Below are 17,493 nucleotides of genomic sequence, written 5' to 3' on the forward strand. Positions count from 1 at the left end.
GGCCGGCGGCGCGGCCGTGGCGGGGGCGCTGCGGGCGGCCCGCCGCACCGCCTCCACGACGGTCGCCGGCGCCCTCGCCGTCCTCGCCGCCGCGCTGGCGGCGCTCGCCGCCTGGCTGCCGCGCCAGTCCGGGTCGGCCGTCGACGCGCTGCGCTTCTCCGGGGCGCGCATCCTCACCACGTCGGTGCCGGTGCCGGTCACCCTTGAGATGGTGGCGCTGCCGTTCTGTGGCACCTGGCTCGCCGCCGCCACCGCCGCCGCGCTCCTGCGTACCCGCCGGCCGGCGCTCGCCGTGCTGCCGCCCGTCGCGCTGCTCGCCGGGGCGGTCGCCGTGGTCGGCCCGGTCGGCGAGCCAGCCTACGGGTACGCCATCCTGCTCGTCGTCGCGCTGGCCGCGCTGCTGGCCCTCACCCAGCGCAGTGGACGCCTGCACGCCGCCGGCTTCGTCGCGCTGGCCGCGGCCGTCGCCGGGCTGGCGGGGCCGGCGCTGCTGTCCACAACCGACCGTCGCCCGCCCGACCTGCGCGCGCACGTGGACCCGCCGTACCAGAACCCGGAGCAGGTCAACCCGCTCAACCTGCTCGCCGGGTGGGCGGCCGAGCCGGACGAGACGCTGCTGGAGGTGCGCACCGACCGGCCGTCGCGGCTGCGGCTCGTGACACTCGCCGAGTTCACCGGCGTCACCTGGCTACCCGCGCGCACCTACCACGCCGCGGGCACCGTCCTGCCGGCCACGGTGGAGACCGCCGGACCCCCAGCGCACCAGGAGCTGACCGTCGCCGGGCTCGGCGGCGGCTGGCTGCCCGCACCGGACGGCGCCGAGGAGGTGACCGGGGTACGGGTCGCTGTCGACGCGCCGACGGCCACGCTGGTCGCACCGGACGGCCTGCGCGCCGGCCAGCGGTACACGGTGGACGCCCGGCCGCCCGACTGGAGCGCCGAACGCCTGGGCGGCGCGCGGCTGCCGACCAGTGACGAGTTCGACACCGAGCGAACGCTGCCGCCCGGCAGCCCCGGCCGGCTGTACGAGATCGCGCGCTTCGCGGCCGGCGCCGGCAGCCCGTACGAGCAGGCCACCCGGCTCGCCGACCACCTGCGCCACAACTACCGCTTCGACGCCAAGGCGCCCGGCGGCAACGGCTATCCCAGCCTCGACCGCTTCCTGCTGCGCCCCGCCGAGCAGGGCGGCCGCCGCGGCACCTCCGAGCAGTTCGCCACCGCGTTCGCGATCATGGCCCGGACGCTGGGGATGCCGTCCCGGGTGGTCGTCGGTTTCACCGTCGACGAATCGCTCGGCGGCACCGACCTGTACGTGGTGCGGGCCGGCGACGCGATCGCCTGGCCTGAGGTGTACCTCGACGGCGCCGGCTGGGTGCCGTTCGACCCGACACCGCCCGCGTCCACGGGGGACAGTCTCGGCCCGGCGCCGCTCGACCCGCTGCCCACGCTCCCGCAGATCGAGCCGACCCCGTCGGGCTCGTCCGACGAGGCGGAACAGCCGGCGGACGACCCCGCCAAGGCGGCCCCACCCGGTGCGGCGCCGGCGTCGCCGCTCCACTGGCCCTGGTACGCGATGGCGGCGGCGTTCACCCTGTTGGTGGGGATACCCACGCTGCGCCTGTGGCGTGGCGGCGCCCGCCTCGGCCGGGGCGAGCCCGCCGCCCGCATCCTCGGCGCGTGGGCCGAGGTCCGCGACGGCCTGCGGCAGGCCGGACACCGCCCGACACAATCGTCCACGGTGGACGAGGTGGCCAGGCTGGCCGACGCGGCGCCCGGTCCCGGCGTCCACGCGCTCGGGGCCGCGGTCAACGGGTTGGCGTTCGGCGCCGCGATCCCACCCAGCGCCGAGATCGACCGCCTGGTGACGAGCGCCCGCGCCCACCGCCGAGCCCTGCGCCGCAACGCCGGCCGCCTACGCCGCCTAACCTGGTGGCTCGACCCCCGCCCCCTGTGGTGGCGCCACTAGCAGCTCCCACCACGCCGCAGCGTTTCCCGACGCGCCCACCAGCGGCCGCCTCAGCTCGGGCCGGGCGTCGCCCCGAACCGCGCCGTGCACGACTCATCCGAGGTGGCGACCTCGTCCACGGAGAACGCCGCCACCAGCCGGAAGCAGTAGTCCACCTCCGGGTTGACGCCGACGACCCGCACCGACGTGGCACCCCGGGCGGCGCTGGCCATCGTGCTCGGCGTCTTGCCGCGAGGGCCGCCCACCACGTACACGATCGCGCTGCCCTCGCTCACGTCGCGCCACGACAGCGTGACCGCGAAGCGCTCGTCTGCCAGCTGAACGTTCTCCGGCGCACCCGGCACGATCCGCGCCTGCTCCGGCCCCTTTTCGAAGAGCGAACGGTAGGCGAGCGTGCCAACCAGGGCCGCGCTCAGGCCGATGACCACCGCCGCCACGCCAATGGCCACCTTGGACACCCCGCGCCGCCGGTCCGGCGGGGGCGCGTCGTCCAGCTCCGGCTCGTCAGCATGGAAGATCAACCCGCCCACGTCGGACGCGGCGTAGCCGGGGGCCGCGTCCTCCGCGGCATAGCCCGCGATCTGGTACGCCGGCAGCGCCTCCGCCTCGGCCTGGTGTCCCGCGTAGCCTGGGGCGGCCGTCGCGGTTCGCACGGCGGCGGTGGGCTCACCGTGGGGCATGGCGTCGACCGAGCTGCCTGACGCCTGCGGGTGGGCTTCGGCCCGCTGCCAAGCGGGCCCCGCGCTGGCGCCAGGCACCGGCACGAAGTCCGTCCTATCCGCTGGGGACGGCGAAGCCACGGCTGGCGGCGGATCCAGCGCCAGGGCCGGGAGGTCCTCCTCCAGGGCGGTCGGTTCGTCCACCACCGCCGGTCGGTCAGCCGCCAGTGCCGACGACTCCTCCGCCGGGGCGCGCGCCGCCTCCGGGCGCCGCTCCGGCGCCACATATCCTCCGCTGGCCGCACCACCGCGCGGCCCGTCCATGCTCAAAGCCGACCCGGCACGGCCACCCGCCGCGCCCGCGGCGCCACTGCGCGCGGACGCCTCTGCCGACGCGGACCCGCGTGGCGCCGCCTCCTGACGCCGATCCGTGGAGCCACCGGCCGCACCCGCGTCGGCCGCGGTGGAGTCGCTGGCCACCGCCGCTTCCCCACCATTGGCGGAGTCGTTCGCGGCGGACTTGACATCCGCTGTGGACCGTCCACTCGCAGCGGACTCGCGCGAGGTCGCTCGCCCAGCGCCGCTGGCGGGCGATGTCTTCGAACGCGCCGACTGCGCCCCGACACCGCCCGCGCGAACTGGCCCCGCGCCAGCGGGCGAGTCACCATCGCGCACCCGCTCGGAGCCGGCCGTGCCAGCCGCACGTCCCGCGCGCCCTGGCGCGGTGCCGGCCGCGGAGCCAGCCTTACCCCCGCCACCGCCAGTCTCGGGACCGCCCGCCCGTGCGGCGGCGTCCGCGGCCGATCCAGCCGCCGCGCCCGTCTTTGCCCTGCCAGCACCCGTCGCGGGGTCGCCCTCTCGCGCAGCGGGCCCGGCAGCCCTCGCGACCGGAGCCGCGGAGCCCGCCCCGGAGACCGGGTCCGGCACAGCGACGGCGGCGCCCGATACGGCAGAGGTCGCGGCGGAGCCGGCCGTGCTTGGGCGAGCGGCGATGGGTGACGTCTCCCGCACGGCCGCCGAGCCTCGTCCGCTGACCTCGACGGGGGCGGGCGGGGCGGGCATGGTGTGGCCGGTGGGTGCGCTGCCGGGCGCGGGGACCTGGATCACCGGAGCGGATTCCGATGTGGACGGTGCTTCGTCGGGAGCGCGTCGGTCGCGCAGCGCCGCGGCGAAAGCGGCGGCGTCCGGGTACCGGTCCGCGGGTGCCTTGGCCATCGCCAGCCGCAGCACCTCCTGCAACCACGGTGGCACGTCTTCGCGCGGCACCGGCGGCAGCGGGCGGTGCAGGGCGTTCTCGCGGTACTCGAAGGGGTCGGGCGACGACTGGTCGGGCGCGGCGAACGGCGGGTGGCCGGTGAGAAGCGTCCACACGGTGGACGCCAGACCGTACACGTCGGACCGGGCGTCCTGGGCCTGCCGCAGCAGCGCCTCGGGCGCGGCGTGGTGCGGGGTGAGCCGGTCGAGCGCGACGGTGCCGCTCAGCTCCTCGGGTAGGGCGGCGATGCCGAAGTCGGTCAGCAGCGGGCCGTCGGCGCCGCGCAGGATGTTGGCGGGCGTCACGTCGCGGTGCAGCAGGCCGACGCCGTGCACGGCGTCGAGGGCCTCGGCCACCGCACGCCCCACCCGGATGGCTTCCTCGACCGGGACGGGCCCGGAACGGGCCAGCAGGTCGGCGTACGAGCCTTCGGGGTGGTACTCCATCGCGAAGAACGGGAAGCCGTGCACCGTGCGCCCGGTGCCGAGGATGCGCACGAGGTTCGGGTGGCGGGGCAGGCGCCGCAGGTTGGCCGCCTCCTCGTCGATCGGGTACGCCTCGGACAGCAGCACCTTCAGCGCGACCTCGGTTTCGTCCTCGTCGCGGACGGCGCGATAGACCGCCGAGTCGGGCCCGCGGCGCAAGCGGCCCAGGACCCGGTATCCGGCCGCGATGGCGCGCAGCGACTGGGCGTCTGTCGTCACGAGAATCACCTTCTGGGAAGAGGCGTTGCCGGCCGTCGTCACGACAGTCTCGCGAAGACCGCCTTATCCAGCAAGGCGAACACGCATCCGGGTCAGCGGCGGCCGAGCGCCCGCACCGGCTTGTTCGCCGAGTGTGTGCGGTCCCGCAGCCGCAGGGCGACCGCCGAGAGTGGGCCCCGGCCCAGGCTGAATGACCTACGACCGGCGACCGTGGTTACAGTGGCTCGATGCTCGAAACGCCAGCCGAACTCGAAGAGCTCCAAGCCCTGCTCGACGCGTCCCTGTCTCGCTCCACCTCACACCTTCGCTCCATCATCAGCACCGAGCGCACCCTGACCGCCGACCAGGTCACTCAGGTCCTCACCGGCATGTGCACCCTCGCCCTGTCGACCGTCACGGCGAAGGGCGAGCCGCGGATCAGCGGTCTGGACGGCCACTTCCTGCACGGCAAGTGGCATTTCGGCACGGCACGCGACGCCGCCAAGGCCCGCCACCTCGCCGTCCGGCCCGCCGTCAGCGCGGCGCACATGCGCGGTGAGGACCTCGGCGTGTTCACGCACGGCAAGGTGGAGATTCTCAACCCTCTGGACGGCGAGCCGGCCGCGGACTGGCCCTACCTGCTCACGTACCTCAAGGACTTCTACGGCGAGGACCTCTTCGACTGGGACAACGACGTGGTCTACTACCGGCTGCATCCACACTGGATGGCCGTCTACGCCCCCGATTTCGCGAAGCTCACGGCGGCGCCCCCCAACCCTCATTCCACCATATGATTAGCGGAGCGATACTTAGCCGTCCTCTCCTCGTCAAGACGCCCGCGGTCCGCTCTGGGTAAAGGTCTTGTGGAGATCGCTCAGGAGGCCCGCCGGCGGCGATACGCTCCGTCCATGCAGACGCTGACGCGGGTACGTGTCTGGCTCGCGGTGTTCGTCATCGGGCTTGTCGCCAGCGGCGTCACCGCGTTTCCGCTCGAGAGCGAGACTCGCCTCCTGGCAAGACTGATACACGCCGACTGGTCACCCGCACCGGAGCACCTGCCCGGGCTGGTCGACTGGATCGACCGCGTGCACCAGGGCGTCGTCCAGACCAATCAGGACTACCCGTTCCTGGCCTACGGCACGGACTGGCTGGCCTTCGCGCCAGATCGAATCACGTGCGTTTGCCCTTGATCGACGAGAAGAGCGGCCGCTGATCGACGAGAAGAGCGGGCGCCGGCCGATCGGGCGGTCGTCTCAGTGGGACTCGCGGGGTACGTGGTCGCCGCTGGCGCCGACTAGGAAGTTCTGGTCGGCACCTGTGTCGGCGCCCATGACGGTGTCGACGTACAGGCGCTCCCAACCCCGTCGCGGCGCCGCCAGCGCCGCGCGCATCGCGGGCGACGGCGGTCGCGCGTCGAGTTCGTCCTGCGGAATGTCGACGTCGATGCGCCGCCCTTCGACGTCAAGGGTGATCCAGTCGCCGGTGCGCACGCGGTCGAGCGGACCGCCGGCCGCGGCCTCGGGCGCGACGTGCAGCACGACGGTGCCATACGCGGTGCCGCTCATGCGGCCGTCGCACACCCGGACCATGTCGCGCACGCCCTGGGCGAGCAGCTTCGCGGGTAGCGGCATGTTGGACACCTCGGGCATGCCCGGGTACCCGCGCGGGCCGCAGCCCCGCAGCACGAGCACCGAGTCGGCGTCGACGTCGAGGTCCGGGTCGTCGACGCGGGCATGGAAGTCTTCGACCGAGTCGAACACCAGCGCGCGGCCCCGGTGCCGCAGGAGGTGCGGCGAGGCGGCCGCCGGCTTGATGATCGCGCCCTTGGGAGCCAGGTTGCCGTACAGCACGGCGATGCCGGCATTGGGTCGCAGCGCCTGGTCGCGGGCGCGGATCACCTCGTGGTCCCAGATCTGGGCCTCGGCGAGCGTGTCGACCAGCGGCTGCCCGGTGACCGTGACGGCGTCCGGGTCGAGCAGGTCGGACACCTCGCGCAGCACGGCCGCGAGGCCGCCGGCCCGGTACAGGTCTTCCATCAGGAAGCGGCCGGCCGGCTGCAGGTCGACCAGCAGCGGCACCTCGGCGGCGATCCGGTCGAAGTCGTCGAGCGTGAGCGGCACGCCGAGCCGGCCGGCGATGGCGAGCAGGTGCACGACGGCGTTGGTGGAGCCGCCGATGGCGGCGAGGGCGACGATCGCGTTGCGGAACGAGCCGGTCGTGAAGACCCGGCTCGGCCGCCGCTCCTCGGCCACCATGTCGACGATCAGCTTGCCGGTCTCGTGGGCGCGGGCGAGCAGCCGGCTGTCGGGTGCCGGGATGCCGGCGGTGCCGGGCAGCGTCGCGCCGAGCGCCTCGGCGAGCAGCGCCATGGTGGAGGCGGTGCCCATCGTGTTGCAGTGCCCGCGGCTGCGGATCATCGACGACTCGGACTCCATGAACGCCCGCTCCGACAGCGTGCCGGCGCGCACCTCCTCGGAGAGCCGCCACACGTCGGTGCCGCAGCCGAGCGGCGCGCCGCGGAACGTGCCGGTGAGCATCGGGCCGCCGGGCACCACGACGGCCGGCAGGTCGACCGAGGCGGCGGCCATGAGCAGCGCGGGGATGGTCTTGTCGCAGCCGCCGAGCAGCACGACGCCGTCGACCGGGTTGGCGCGCAGCATCTCCTCGGTCGCCATCGCGGCCATGTTGCGCCACAGCATCGCGGTGGGGCGCACCTGCGTCTCGCCGAGCGACACCACGGGCAGGTTGTGCGGCACGCCACCTGCCTCCCACACGCCCCGCTTGACGTGCTCGGCGACCTCGTCGAGGTGGCTGTTGCACGGCGTCAGGTCGGAGGCGGTGTTGGCGATGACGATCTGGGGACGGCCATGGAAGGCCGAGGTGGGTAGGCCACGCCGCATCCACGCGCGGTGGATGTACGCGTTGCGGTCCTGACCCGAGTACCAGGCGGTGCTGCGTAATGCGGTCATCGACCTGCAATCTACAGTCCGTTAGCGTGCGTGCGTTCGTCATAACCGGCCCCCGCGAGGCCGAGGTGCTCCAGGTCGAGGAGCCCTCCCCGGGTCCCGGCGAGGTCGTGGTCGACGTCGAGCGGGCCGGCGTCTGCGGCACCGACATGGAGTTCTTCTCCGGCGAGATGGCGTACTTGCACAGCGGCGACGCCCGGTATCCGATCCGGATCGGCCACGAGTGGAGCGGCACGGTCAGCGCGGTCGGCGACGGCGTCGACGCGACGTGGCTGGGCCGGCGGGTCACCGGCGACACGATGCTGGGCTGCGGGCGGTGCCACCGGTGCCTGGCGGGGCGGCAGCACCTGTGTGCCGATCGGTACGAGATCGGCATCCGCGGCGGCTGGCCGGGCGCCCTCGCCGAGCGGCTGCCGGTGCCGGTACCCGCTCTGCAACCGCTGCCCGACGCCGTCGATCCGACGCTCGGTGCCCTGGTCGAACCCGGCGGGAACGCGCTGCGGGCGGTCCAGGGCGCGGCGCTCGCCGCCGGCGAGCGCCTGCTGGTGCTCGGGCCCGGCACGATCGGGCTGCTGGTCGCGCTGATCGCGGCCGCGCGGGGCGCGGAGGTGCACCTGCTCGGACTGCCCGGTCCGGGGCTGGACTTCGCGCGGACGCTGGGGTTCGCGCACGCTTGGAGCGCCGGTACGCTGCCGGGCCTGCGCTTCGACGCGGTGGTCGACGCTTCGAACGCCGCCGCGCTGCCCGCGCGGGCCCTCGACCTGGTCGAGCCGGGGCGGCGGGTCGTGTACATCGGGCTGGCCGGCGAGCCTAGCCTCGTCGACACCCGCCTGCTCGCGCTCAAGGACGTGACCGCCGTGGGTGTGCTCAGTGCGTCCGGCGGCCTGGCCGGCACGGTCGATCTGTACGCGTCCGGCGCCGTCGACCCGCGCCCCCTCGTCGCCGCCACGGTCGGCCTGGACGGCGCGGCCGCGGTCCTGGCCGGCGAGCGCCCCGGTGAGTGGGGCCCGGCTCCCAAGATCCACATCGACCCGCGCCGCTAGGGCCCCCATTTCCGGCAACTATCGCGATGTATCGCGTCTGCGTTACGATGTATCGCGATAGATCATCGATCACTCATCCGAAACGCGGGAAGCAACCTGCCCACGCCGTTACCGCTCCTGCCGTTTTGGCAGCGACTTCGTGCCGGGGTCCACTCGTTCTCTACAACCGCGACCCAAACCGCTTGACGCCGCCTCGTCTTCGTTGTAAAAGAGTAAGTGAGAGTTGAGTCCAGCCGACTCAAGTACACGGACCCTTGTGAAGGAGCATGAGGGAGGACACCATGCTTATGCGCACCGACCCGTTCCGGGAGTTCGACCGCCTCGCCGAGCAGTTCTTCGGCACTTCGACCCGTCCGGCCGTGATGCGCATGGACGCCTACCGCGACGGCGAGTGGTTCTACATCAACTTCGACCTGCCGGGCGTCGACCCCGACAGCATCGACCTGACCGTCGAGCGCAACGTGCTCACCGTCCGGGCCGAGCGACGCCAGCCCCAGGTAAAGGACGCTGAGCAGGTCATCGCCGAGCGCCCGATGGGAACGTTCAGCCGGGAGCTGTTCCTCGGCGAGAGCCTCGACACCGACAAGCTCGAAGCCAGCTACGACTCGGGCGTGCTCAACCTGCGCATCCCGGTCGCCGAGCACGCCAAGCCCCGCCGCATCTCGGTGACCGCCAACACGGGCCGCCGCGCCATCAACGCCTGACGGTCCGATATACGCCGCACCCACCAAGTACCGAGAGAGGGGTGACCGCGTTTGGAAATCCTGGTACCCGGCCGCTATCACCGGCGGCGCCGGCGGGCGCGGTGGTCCATCCCGCGCCGACCGCCGAACCGCCGCGGGTGAGTCGCGGTGAATCGGGGCGCGGCCGTCGCCGATGCGGGGCGGCCGCGCCCCGCTCTGTCGCCAAGCGTGCATAAAAGTTGTGCAGAGGTTTTGTGCAAGCTAGCCTGACGGTGTGAACGACCCGCAACCCGAGGTCCAGCTCAACAGCAGGCAGCTACGGATCCTGGCGCACCCGCTGCGCTCCCGGCTGCTCTCCGCGCTGCGCTTGGACGGCCCGTCCACCGCGACCAGGCTGGCGGAGGCGATGGCCACCAACACCGGGGCCACCAGCTACCACCTGCGCCAGCTCGCCGCGGTGGGCCTGGTCGCCGAGGAGCCCGGCCAGGGGCACGGCCGCGAGCGCTGGTGGCGCGCCGCGCACCACAGCCACGGCTGGCGACCCGGCACCTTCGCCTCCGACCCCGACGACCGCGCCGCCGCGAGCTGGCTGTCCGAGTACCAGGTCAGCGTGCTGACCGAGATGGTCGCCCGCTGGGCACGGGAGCAGTTCGATCACCCGCCCGCCTGGCGGGACGCCGCCGAGATCAGCGACTTCGGACTCCGGCTCACACCCGACCGGCTGCGCGCGCTCAACGACGAACTGCACGCGGTCGTCGACCGGTACCAGGAGGAGGCCAGCGACAGCGACGACGCCGAGCAGGTCATCGTGCTCCTGTCCGGCTTCCCCCGGCTGGGTACGCCATGAGCGCGCTCACCGCCGACCAGGTCCGCCGGCGCTACCTGTTGCTGCACGGCCTGCGCTGGCTCGCCACCGGCCTGCTCATCCCGATCTTCGTCCTCCTGCCGCTCGACCGCGGCCTCACGCTGACCCAGGTGGGTATCGCCGGCACGGCGCAGGGCCTGATCGTGCTGCTGCTGGAACTGCCCACCGGGGGCCTAGCCGACGCGCTCGGCCGCCGGCCCGTGCTGCTGGCCGCCGGGGCCGTCAACCTGGTTTCGTTCGCGCTGCTGGCAGCCGCAGACTCGGTCGCCCTGTTCCTGGCCGCGTTCGCGCTTCAGGGCGTGTACCGGGCGCTCGACAGCGGCCCGCTCGACGCCTGGTACGTCGACGCCGCGCTCGCCGCCGACCCAGGTGCCGACATCGAGAGCGGCCTGAGCCGCGGCGGCGTCGTCACCGGCCTGTCCATCGCCGGCGGCGCGCTCGCCGCTGGCGGCCTCATCGCGCTCGACCCGCTGCCCGCGGTGAACCCGCTCGCCGTGCCGGTACTGGCCGCGATCGCGATCCAGGCGGTCGGGCTGATCGCGATCGCACTGCTGCTGTCGGAGGTGCGGCCCACGAAAGGCCCGCGGGCGGTGGTCGCCTCGGTACGGCAGGTGCCCGGCACCATCGGTGCGGCGCTGGGGCTGCTGCGCCGATCCCGGGTGCTGCTCGCCCTCGTCACCGTGGAGCTGTTCTGGGGCTTCGGCATGGTGACGTTCGAGACGCTGCTGCCCGTGCGCCTGACCGAGGTGGTCGACGACGCCGACACCGCGGCGGCGCTGCTCGGCCCGGCCGGGTCGGCGGCCTGGATCGCGTCCGCGGCCGGCGCCGCGCTGGTGCCCCTGGCGAGCCGCCGGATCGGTGCGCCCTACACGGGCGCGGCGCTGCGGGTACTGCAAGGCGTGACCGTGGTCGGCATGGCGCTGCTGGCCGGGCCGGTGGGCGTGCTGGCCGCCTATCTACTGTGCTATGTCGTGCACGGCGCCGCGAACCCGGTGCACATGGGCCTGCTGCACCGGCAGGTCGACGGCCCGTACCGCACCACGGTGCTGTCGCTGAACTCGATGGTCGCCCAGCCCGCCGGCGCCCTCGGCCTGCTGACGCTCACAGTCCTCGCCGACGCGACGACGGTCAGCACCGCGATGCTTGTCGGCGCCGCGGTACTAGCGGCGGCCGCCCCCCTCTACCTGGTAGCCCGCCGCACCACTCCCCCAGCCGGGCTTTCCATCGAGCCCGCGATGACCGCCCACTGACCGCCCCGATCACCCGTCTAGGCTCGCGTCATGACCGGCCTCCGCGAGCGCAAGAAGGCGGCGACCCGCCAGGCCCTGCACGAGGCGGCCCTGCGGCTGGCCATCGAGCACGGCGTCGACCGGGTCACCGTCGAGGCCATCGCGGACGCGGCGACCGTCTCCCGGCGCACGTTCTCCAACTACTTCGCCAGCAAGGAGCAGGCGCTGCTGCACGGCGACCACGCCCGGCTGGCCCGCCTGCTTGAGCTGGTCGACGCCCGGCCGCGGGACGAGCCGGCGTGGGCCGCCCTGACCGCCGCCGTCGAGGAGATGGGCGCCGAGGAGTCCTTCGACGACCCGGAGCAGCTCGAACGGTACCGGCAGCTGCACCACCACCCGGCGATGCTCACGGAACTGGTCGCCACGTACGCCGCCGCGGAACGCGACCTGGCCGGGACGATCGCCCGGCGCCTGCCAGCTGACCCGGAGACGCCACTGCGCGCCCGGGTGCTCGCCGGGAGCTTCCTGACCGCCGCGCGGGTCGCCAACGAGTTGTGGCTCGAGGACCCCAGCCAGCCCTTGCCCGACCTGATCCGCCGCACCCTGACGCTGATCCGCGAACCCTTCGCCTGACCCGCACCCGATACGCCGACCCCGACGTGGCGCGGGGCGCTCGATCACCGCGATCGGACGGGGACCGCTCGGCGTTCGCTACCGTGCCGCGTCCGTCGTGTTGTGGCGCGGCGCTTAGCTGGCCGGCGTCGGTCGCGTTCGGCCTGGACGCGGCGGCCGGATCGCCGGCGCCTCAAGGCCGTCGATCAAGGGCATTCGCATCGATCAAGGGCAAATGCACGTGGAAATGAGATCGAACCACGTGCGTTTGCCCTTGATCGACGGACCGAGCGAGCGCGCCGTCGCACGCAGGGCGCGACCCAGCGCGGGGGGCGCGACCCAGCGCGGGGCGGGCGGGCTGCGGGGTGGGTTAGGGCGGCGGGTAGAGGGTGGACAAGGTGGAGATTGTTGCGGTCAGGCGGGCGCGTAGGGACTCGGGCTCCAGGACCTCCGCGCCGGCGCCCAGGCGGAGGAACTCGCGCTCGGCGTGGGTTTCGGTTTCTATCGGGACGCGTGCCAGTACCCAGCCATCCGGTTGTGGCTCGCCGGCCGCGGCCGCGTCGGCGACCGCGCGCCCCATCAGGTGGGGTAGTAGCTCTAGCGCGTCCGGCGACAGCCGGACGAGCGCTTCGCCCTTGTGCAGCCTGGTGCGGAACTCGGCGATGTGCTCCCGCCAGTGTGCGGCGAGGTCGAAACCCGAAGGCCACGCGAACGTCTCGGGCAGTACGGTCAGCTCGCGGATCTGGCTGACCCGGAAGGTGCGCACGCCCCGCCCCGCGTGCGCCACCAGGTACCACTTGCCGGCCTTGAGGACCAGGCCGTACGGCTCCAGGCGCCGGTCGACCTCGCGGGTCCAGCCCTCGTAGCGGACCGCCAGCACGTGCTGGCGCCACACCGCGTCGGCGACGGCTTCGAGGTGGTCGGAGCTGTCGCCGTCGTGGTACCAGCCGGGCGCGTCGAGGTGGAAGCGCTGCCGCATGCGGGTGGCCCGTTCGCGTAGCGCGTCGGGCAGGGCGGCGGCGAGTTTGAGCTGGGCGGCGGCGACGGCTTCGGCGAGCCCGAGGTCGGCGGCGGCGCCGGGGAGCCCGGTGAGCACCAGGCCGCGGGCCTCGTCGGCGGTGAGCCCGGTGAGGCGGGTCTGGTAGCTGTCGACGAGCTGGTAGCCGGACGCGTCGCCGTAGACGGGGATGCCGGCGGTGCCGAGGGCGACCATGTCGCGGTAGATGGTGCGCACCGAGACCTCGAGCTCGGTGGCGAGCTGGTGCGCGGTGAGGCGCCCGCGACTCTGCAACAGCAGGACGATGGAGAGCAGCCGGTCGGCGCGCATGTCCCAAGTCTGCCGACCACCCCTGACACAACATGTCAGGGGTAGGGCCATAGCGTCGCCGGCATGACGATCACCGACTTCGACTTCCTTCATGGGCAGTGGAACAGCCGCCAGCGCCGGCTGGTCAAGATCCTCGCCGGCAGCGAGGAGTGGTACGAGTTCGACGCGACCCTGGACTGCCAGGTACTGCTGGATGGCGCGGGCGTCTTCGACGTGATGCGGGCCCCGGAGCGTGACATGGAAGGCGTGACGCTGCGGCTGTACAGCCCGGAGGAGAAGGTCTGGCGGATCTGGTGGGCGTCGAAGACCAGCGGCGGCCACCTGGACGAGCCGGTCGTGGGGCGGTTCGAAGGCAACGTCGGCACGTTCGAGTGCGACGACACCTGGGAGGGCCGCCCGATCCGGGTCCGGTACCGCTGGTCCGGCGTCGACACCGAGCACCCTCGCTGGGAGCAGGCGTTCTCCCCCGACGGAGGCGAAACCTGGGAGGTCAACTGGATCGCGACCTTTACGAAGCGTCCATAATCGTCTGTTAAGAGCCGAACGACCGTTTCCAACCGGAGACTTACTGACCGAAGACGGTTCGGACAGTTTGGGGGCGAGGTCGCTGCCGTTACTGTCGAGATCCAGGAGGGTGCCCAGGGGGGCCGGGCGCCGAAGAGCTGGGGAAACGGCGAGGGGGGAGGGTGGTCGCACCGTCGATCTTGCGCGACCCGGTCCTGCGCGCGCTCATGGCTGGCGCTCTGCTCGCCACCGCGTGGGTCTTCGCCGGGCCGTGGCCGGATGCCGCGTCCTGGCTGGTCCAGGCCGCGCTCGACGGTGTGTTCATCTGGTTCTCCTGGCAGGTGGCGACCCGCCCCCGCATCGACCGCTCGGTACGCCGCTTCTGGCGGGGCACCACGCTGGGCGGCTGCTTCTTCCTGCTTGGCGACCTGTACCAGACCGTCGCCGCCGCCCGCGACCCGGCGCTGAACGCGGCAGCCGGGACGGTGCAGACCGTCCTGGTCGCCGTGGGCCTCGGGAGCATCGTGTGGGTGATGCTGACCCACCCGATCCGCGTTGTCGGTCGCGAGCGCACCCGGCTGTGGCTGGACGCGGCGACGGTGCTGTGCGGCGTGGCGGTGTTCGCGTGGTACTTCTCCCTCAGCGGCGAGTCCACACCGGACACCCCGGCGCAGATCGCGGTGGCGCTGGTCGGGTCCGGGCTGATGCTCGTGTCCGCGTTCGGGATGTGCAAGCTGTTGCTCAGCGGCGCCGCGCCGTTCACGTTCCGCGCCGGCATCGTCGGGGTGACCAGCGCCGCGCTGGTCGGCCTGGAGACCTCCCTGCACACGGTCGTCGCGGCGGCGTCCGAGCCCGGCGTACTGGCTGTCCGCCTGCTGCCGTGCTTCCTGCTGGCCGCGGCGCCGCGGATCCAGCAGCTCCAGATGCGGATCGAGCCCAGCGGCGTCACCGCGCGCAAGCGCCGCCCGTACAGCCGCCTGCCGTACATCGCTGTCGGCGCCACCCAGGCACTGCTGATCGTCGCCCTGCTCGACGGGGGCCTCAACCTGCGCGCGTGGGGCGTGGTGGCCGGCGTGGTCGCGATCACGGCGCTGGTGGTGGTGCGGCAGAGCGTGGCGTTCAGCGACAACGCCGAGCTCCTGATCAACCTGGACGCCAGCATGTTGCGGCTACGCCAGCAGGAGCGGCGGTTCCGGTCGCTGGTGCAGCACGCCTCCGACGTCACGCTGGTGATCGGCGGGCGCGGGCGGGTCACGTACGCGAGCCCGGCTCTGCAGCGCGTGCTCGGCCTCGGCCCGGAAGAGGCGCTCGGCCTCGACCCCCGTGACCTGGTGCACCCGGAGGACCGGCCGATCGCCGACCGGCTGCGGCAGCGTCTCGAAGGCAGCCCGCGCACGACGGTGACCGTCCAACTGCGGGCCGGCAGCGCCGACGGCGCGTGGCGGTGGCTACAGCTCGTGGCCACCAACCTGGTCGACGACCCGAGCGTCGAGGGCATCATCGTCAACGCCCGCGACGTCAGCGAGGAGCGCCAGCTCCAGGAGCGGCTGCGCTACGACGCCACCCACGACACGCTGACCAAGCTGGCCAACCGGGCGTTCTTCGACGAGCGGGTGCGGCTGTTCGCCAGCGAGGCGCCGCATGCCGAGACGACGATGGCGATCCTGGCCGTCGACCTTGACGACTTCAAGCCGGTCAACGACGCGCTTGGTCACCATGTCGGCGACGCGCTGCTGGTGGCGGTCGCCGAGCGGCTACGCCGGTGCGTGCTTCCCAGCGACACCGTGGCCCGGCTGGGCGGCGACGAGTTCGCGATCCTGCTGCCGGCCACCTCGTACACCGGGGCGACCGCCATCGCCGACCAGATTCTCGCCGCTTTCCAGGAGCCGGCGTACGTCGACGGGCACGAGGTGCCGATCCGGGCGAGCATCGGCATCGCGGTGGGCACCGGCGCCGACGTCGACACGCTGCTGCGGGACGCCGACGCCGCCATGTACGCGGTCAAGCACAACGGCAAGGGCCGTTACCTGTACGCGGATCACCGCGGACCATCCAGGTAAGCGCGTTCCGCAAAAGTACCGGAACTTTAAGCGCGCTTTTGAACAGCCGCTCAGCAGGTAGTGACGGGCATCCTGACGGGGATGGTCCCAATTGAGGGGCGTTGATGTTCCGGGAGAATTTCCGGTAGCATCCTGCCATCGAGGCTCATCGAAGCGATGGGCCCGCCTGGCGCCCCCACACACCACCCACGAAGGTCAGGAGAGCAACAACCATGAGCAGACCGAAAGCGAGGCCGGTGAAACGCATCGCGTTCGCAGTGGCCGGCGCCGGTGCCATCGCCGCGTGCGTGTCGATGGTGCTCGCGACCTCCGCCACCGCCGCGACCACGCTCGGCGCTTCGGCCGCCGAGAAGGGCCGGTACTTCGGTGCGGCGGTCGCCGCCAACAAGCTCAGCGACAGCGCGTACACCACGATCCTGAACCGCGAGTTCAACTCGGTCACGCCTGAGAACGAGATGAAGATCGACGCGACCGAGCCGAACCAGAACCAGTTCAACTACACCAACGCGGACCGGATCGTCAGCCACGCCCGCTCGCGCGGCATGCAGGTGCGCGGGCACACCCTGGCCTGGCACTCCCAGCAGCCCGGCTGGATGCAGAACATGAGCGGCACGGCCCTGCGCAACGCGATGCTCAACCACGTCACCCAGGTCGCCACCCACTTCCGGGGCCAGGTCGTCGCGTGGGACGTGGTCAACGAGGCGTTCGCGGACGGCAGCGGCGGCGGTCGGCGCGACTCCAACCTGCAGCGCACCGGCAACGACTGGATCGAGGCGGCCTTCCGCGCCGCGCGGGCGGCCGACCCCAACGCCAAGCTCTGCTACAACGACTACAACACCGACAACTGGACGCACGCCAAGACCCAGGCCGTCTACAACATGGTCCGCGACTTCAAGTCCCGTGGCGTGCCGATCGACTGCGTCGGCCTCCAGTCGCACTTCAACAGCGGCTCGCCCTACCCGAGCAACTACCGCACCACGCTGTCCAGCTTCGCCGCCCTGGGCGTCGACGTGCAGATCACCGAGCTCGACATCGAGGGCTCCGGCACCACCCAGGCCAACACGTACCGCAACGTGGTCAACGACTGCCTCGCCGTCGCCCGCTGCAACGGCATCACCGTGTGGGGCATCCGCGACACCGACTCGTGGCGCGCCAGCGGCACCCCGCTGCTGTTCGACGGCAACGGCAACAAGAAGCCCGCGTACGATGCGGTGCTCTCCGCGCTGAACAGCGGCACCAACCCGACCACTCCCCCGCCCTCGACGCCGGGCAACCCGACCACCCCGCCGCCCAGCACGCCGCCGCCCAGCACGCCGCCGCCCAGCACGCCGCCGCCGGGTGGCGCGGGCTGCTCGGCCACGGTGTCGGTCAACCAGTGGAACGGCGGTTTCGTAGCGACGGTACGGGTGACGGCCGGCTCGTCGGCGATCAACGGCTGGAACGTGTCGTTGACCCTGCCGGGTGGCGCCACGATCACCAACGCGTGGAACGTCAACCGCAGCGGCAACAGCGGCGCGGTCTCGTTCACCAATGTCGGCTACAACGGCCGGGTCGCCGCTGGGCAGTCGACGGAGTTCGGCTTCCAAGCCAACGGCACCGGGGCCGGGCTGACACCCACCTGCACCGCCAGTTGACGGTTCT

Annotated in this window: 14 protein-coding genes; 11 read left to right on the top strand and 3 right to left on the bottom strand. The window is 72.7% G+C overall.

Annotated features, from left to right (window positions below; translation table 11 throughout):
* A partial coding sequence (locus V6V89_RS23395; RefSeq protein WP_334621405.1) for a transglutaminase family protein occupies positions 1-1,966 on the top strand: 1,966 nt, incomplete at its 5' end.
* A 50-nt stretch (positions 1,967-2,016) separates the two neighbouring features.
* Here V6V89_RS23395 and V6V89_RS23400 read toward each other — a convergent pair.
* Positions 2,017-4,584, bottom strand: coding sequence for a protein kinase domain-containing protein (locus tag V6V89_RS23400; protein ID WP_334621406.1), 2,568 nt, complete (start codon positions 4,582-4,584; stop codon positions 2,017-2,019).
* 227 nt (positions 4,585-4,811) lie between these two features.
* Here V6V89_RS23400 and V6V89_RS23405 point away from each other — a divergent pair, with 227 nt between their 5' ends.
* Positions 4,812-5,357 carry a pyridoxamine 5'-phosphate oxidase family protein gene (locus tag V6V89_RS23405; protein ID WP_334621407.1) on the top strand — a complete coding sequence of 182 codons (546 nt, stop codon included), beginning with the start codon at positions 4,812-4,814 and terminating at the stop codon, positions 5,355-5,357.
* A gap of 114 nt (positions 5,358-5,471) precedes the next feature.
* The gene (locus tag V6V89_RS23410; protein WP_334621408.1) at positions 5,472-5,753 is read left to right on the top strand and encodes a hypothetical protein; all 282 of its coding nucleotides are present in this window, start codon (positions 5,472-5,474) and stop codon (positions 5,751-5,753) included.
* 63 nt (positions 5,754-5,816) lie between these two features.
* Here the strand turns inward: V6V89_RS23410 and V6V89_RS23415 are convergent, their stop codons facing one another.
* Positions 5,817-7,532, bottom strand: coding sequence for an IlvD/Edd family dehydratase (locus V6V89_RS23415; RefSeq protein WP_334621409.1), 1,716 nt, complete (start codon positions 7,530-7,532; stop codon positions 5,817-5,819).
* 26 nt (positions 7,533-7,558) lie between these two features.
* Here V6V89_RS23415 and V6V89_RS23420 point away from each other — a divergent pair, with 26 nt between their 5' ends.
* The 5 genes from V6V89_RS23420 (at position 7,559) to V6V89_RS23440 (ending at position 11,982) form a co-directional block, all read left to right on the top strand.
* Positions 7,559-8,572, top strand: a complete 1,014-nt coding sequence (locus V6V89_RS23420; RefSeq protein WP_334621410.1) for a zinc-dependent alcohol dehydrogenase — start codon at positions 7,559-7,561, stop codon at positions 8,570-8,572.
* Positions 8,573-8,853: 281 nt separating this feature from the next.
* Positions 8,854-9,276, top strand: coding sequence for an Hsp20/alpha crystallin family protein (locus V6V89_RS23425; RefSeq protein ID WP_334621411.1), 423 nt, complete (start codon positions 8,854-8,856; stop codon positions 9,274-9,276).
* 253 nt (positions 9,277-9,529) lie between these two features.
* The gene (locus V6V89_RS23430) at positions 9,530-10,102 is read left to right on the top strand and encodes an ArsR/SmtB family transcription factor (RefSeq protein ID WP_334621412.1); all 573 of its coding nucleotides are present in this window, start codon (positions 9,530-9,532) and stop codon (positions 10,100-10,102) included.
* Positions 10,099-11,370 (top strand): MFS transporter, encoded by a 1,272-nt coding sequence (locus tag V6V89_RS23435; protein WP_334621414.1) that lies wholly within the window; start codon positions 10,099-10,101, stop codon positions 11,368-11,370. Before V6V89_RS23430 ends, V6V89_RS23435 begins: the two co-directional genes overlap by 4 nt.
* 30 nt (positions 11,371-11,400) lie before the next feature.
* Positions 11,401-11,982 carry a TetR/AcrR family transcriptional regulator gene (locus V6V89_RS23440; protein ID WP_334621415.1) on the top strand — a complete coding sequence of 194 codons (582 nt, stop codon included), beginning with the start codon at positions 11,401-11,403 and terminating at the stop codon, positions 11,980-11,982.
* A gap of 349 nt (positions 11,983-12,331) precedes the next feature.
* Here V6V89_RS23440 and V6V89_RS23445 read toward each other — a convergent pair whose 3' ends face one another.
* Positions 12,332-13,288 carry a helix-turn-helix transcriptional regulator gene (locus tag V6V89_RS23445; protein WP_334621416.1) on the bottom strand — a complete coding sequence of 319 codons (957 nt, stop codon included), beginning with the start codon at positions 13,286-13,288 and terminating at the stop codon, positions 12,332-12,334.
* A 63-nt stretch (positions 13,289-13,351) separates the two neighbouring features.
* On the opposite strand from V6V89_RS23445, the gene V6V89_RS23450 reads away from it, so the two are divergent.
* The 3 genes from V6V89_RS23450 to V6V89_RS23460 all read left to right on the top strand — a co-directional run bounded on the left by V6V89_RS23450 (position 13,352) and on the right by V6V89_RS23460 (position 17,486).
* A complete protein-coding gene (locus V6V89_RS23450; RefSeq protein WP_334621417.1) occupies positions 13,352-13,813 on the top strand; it encodes a hypothetical protein in 462 nt (153 codons plus the stop codon).
* A 161-nt stretch (positions 13,814-13,974) separates the two neighbouring features.
* A complete protein-coding gene (locus tag V6V89_RS23455; protein WP_334621418.1) occupies positions 13,975-15,852 on the top strand; it encodes a diguanylate cyclase domain-containing protein in 1,878 nt (625 codons plus the stop codon).
* Between the two features lie 212 nt (positions 15,853-16,064).
* Positions 16,065-17,486 (top strand): endo-1,4-beta-xylanase, encoded by a 1,422-nt coding sequence (locus V6V89_RS23460; protein ID WP_334621419.1) that lies wholly within the window; start codon positions 16,065-16,067, stop codon positions 17,484-17,486.
* The last annotated feature ends 7 nt before the right edge of the window (positions 17,487-17,493 follow it).

This window comes from Micromonospora sp. CPCC 206061 (assembly GCF_036906915.1).
GTDB lineage: Bacteria > Actinomycetota > Actinomycetes > Mycobacteriales > Micromonosporaceae > Phytohabitans.

Bases quoted from the DNA above. Each gene is read 5' to 3' on its own strand.
- V6V89_RS23405 (WP_334621407.1), top strand. From the start codon at position 4,812: ATGCTCGAAACGCCAGCCGAACTCGAAGAGCTCCAAGCCCTGCTCGAC.
- V6V89_RS23410 (WP_334621408.1), top strand. From the start codon at position 5,472: ATGCAGACGCTGACGCGGGTACGTGTCTGGCTCGCGGTGTTCGTCATC.
- V6V89_RS23415 (WP_334621409.1), bottom strand. From the start codon at position 7,532: ATGACCGCATTACGCAGCACCGCCTGGTACTCGGGTCAGGACCGCAAC.
- V6V89_RS23425 (WP_334621411.1), top strand. From the start codon at position 8,854: ATGCTTATGCGCACCGACCCGTTCCGGGAGTTCGACCGCCTCGCCGAG.
- V6V89_RS23435 (WP_334621414.1), top strand. From the start codon at position 10,099: ATGAGCGCGCTCACCGCCGACCAGGTCCGCCGGCGCTACCTGTTGCTG.
- V6V89_RS23440 (WP_334621415.1), top strand. From the start codon at position 11,401: ATGACCGGCCTCCGCGAGCGCAAGAAGGCGGCGACCCGCCAGGCCCTG.
- V6V89_RS23445 (WP_334621416.1), bottom strand. From the start codon at position 13,288: ATGCGCGCCGACCGGCTGCTCTCCATCGTCCTGCTGTTGCAGAGTCGC.
- V6V89_RS23450 (WP_334621417.1), top strand. From the start codon at position 13,352: ATGACGATCACCGACTTCGACTTCCTTCATGGGCAGTGGAACAGCCGC.
- V6V89_RS23460 (WP_334621419.1), top strand. From the start codon at position 16,065: ATGAGCAGACCGAAAGCGAGGCCGGTGAAACGCATCGCGTTCGCAGTG.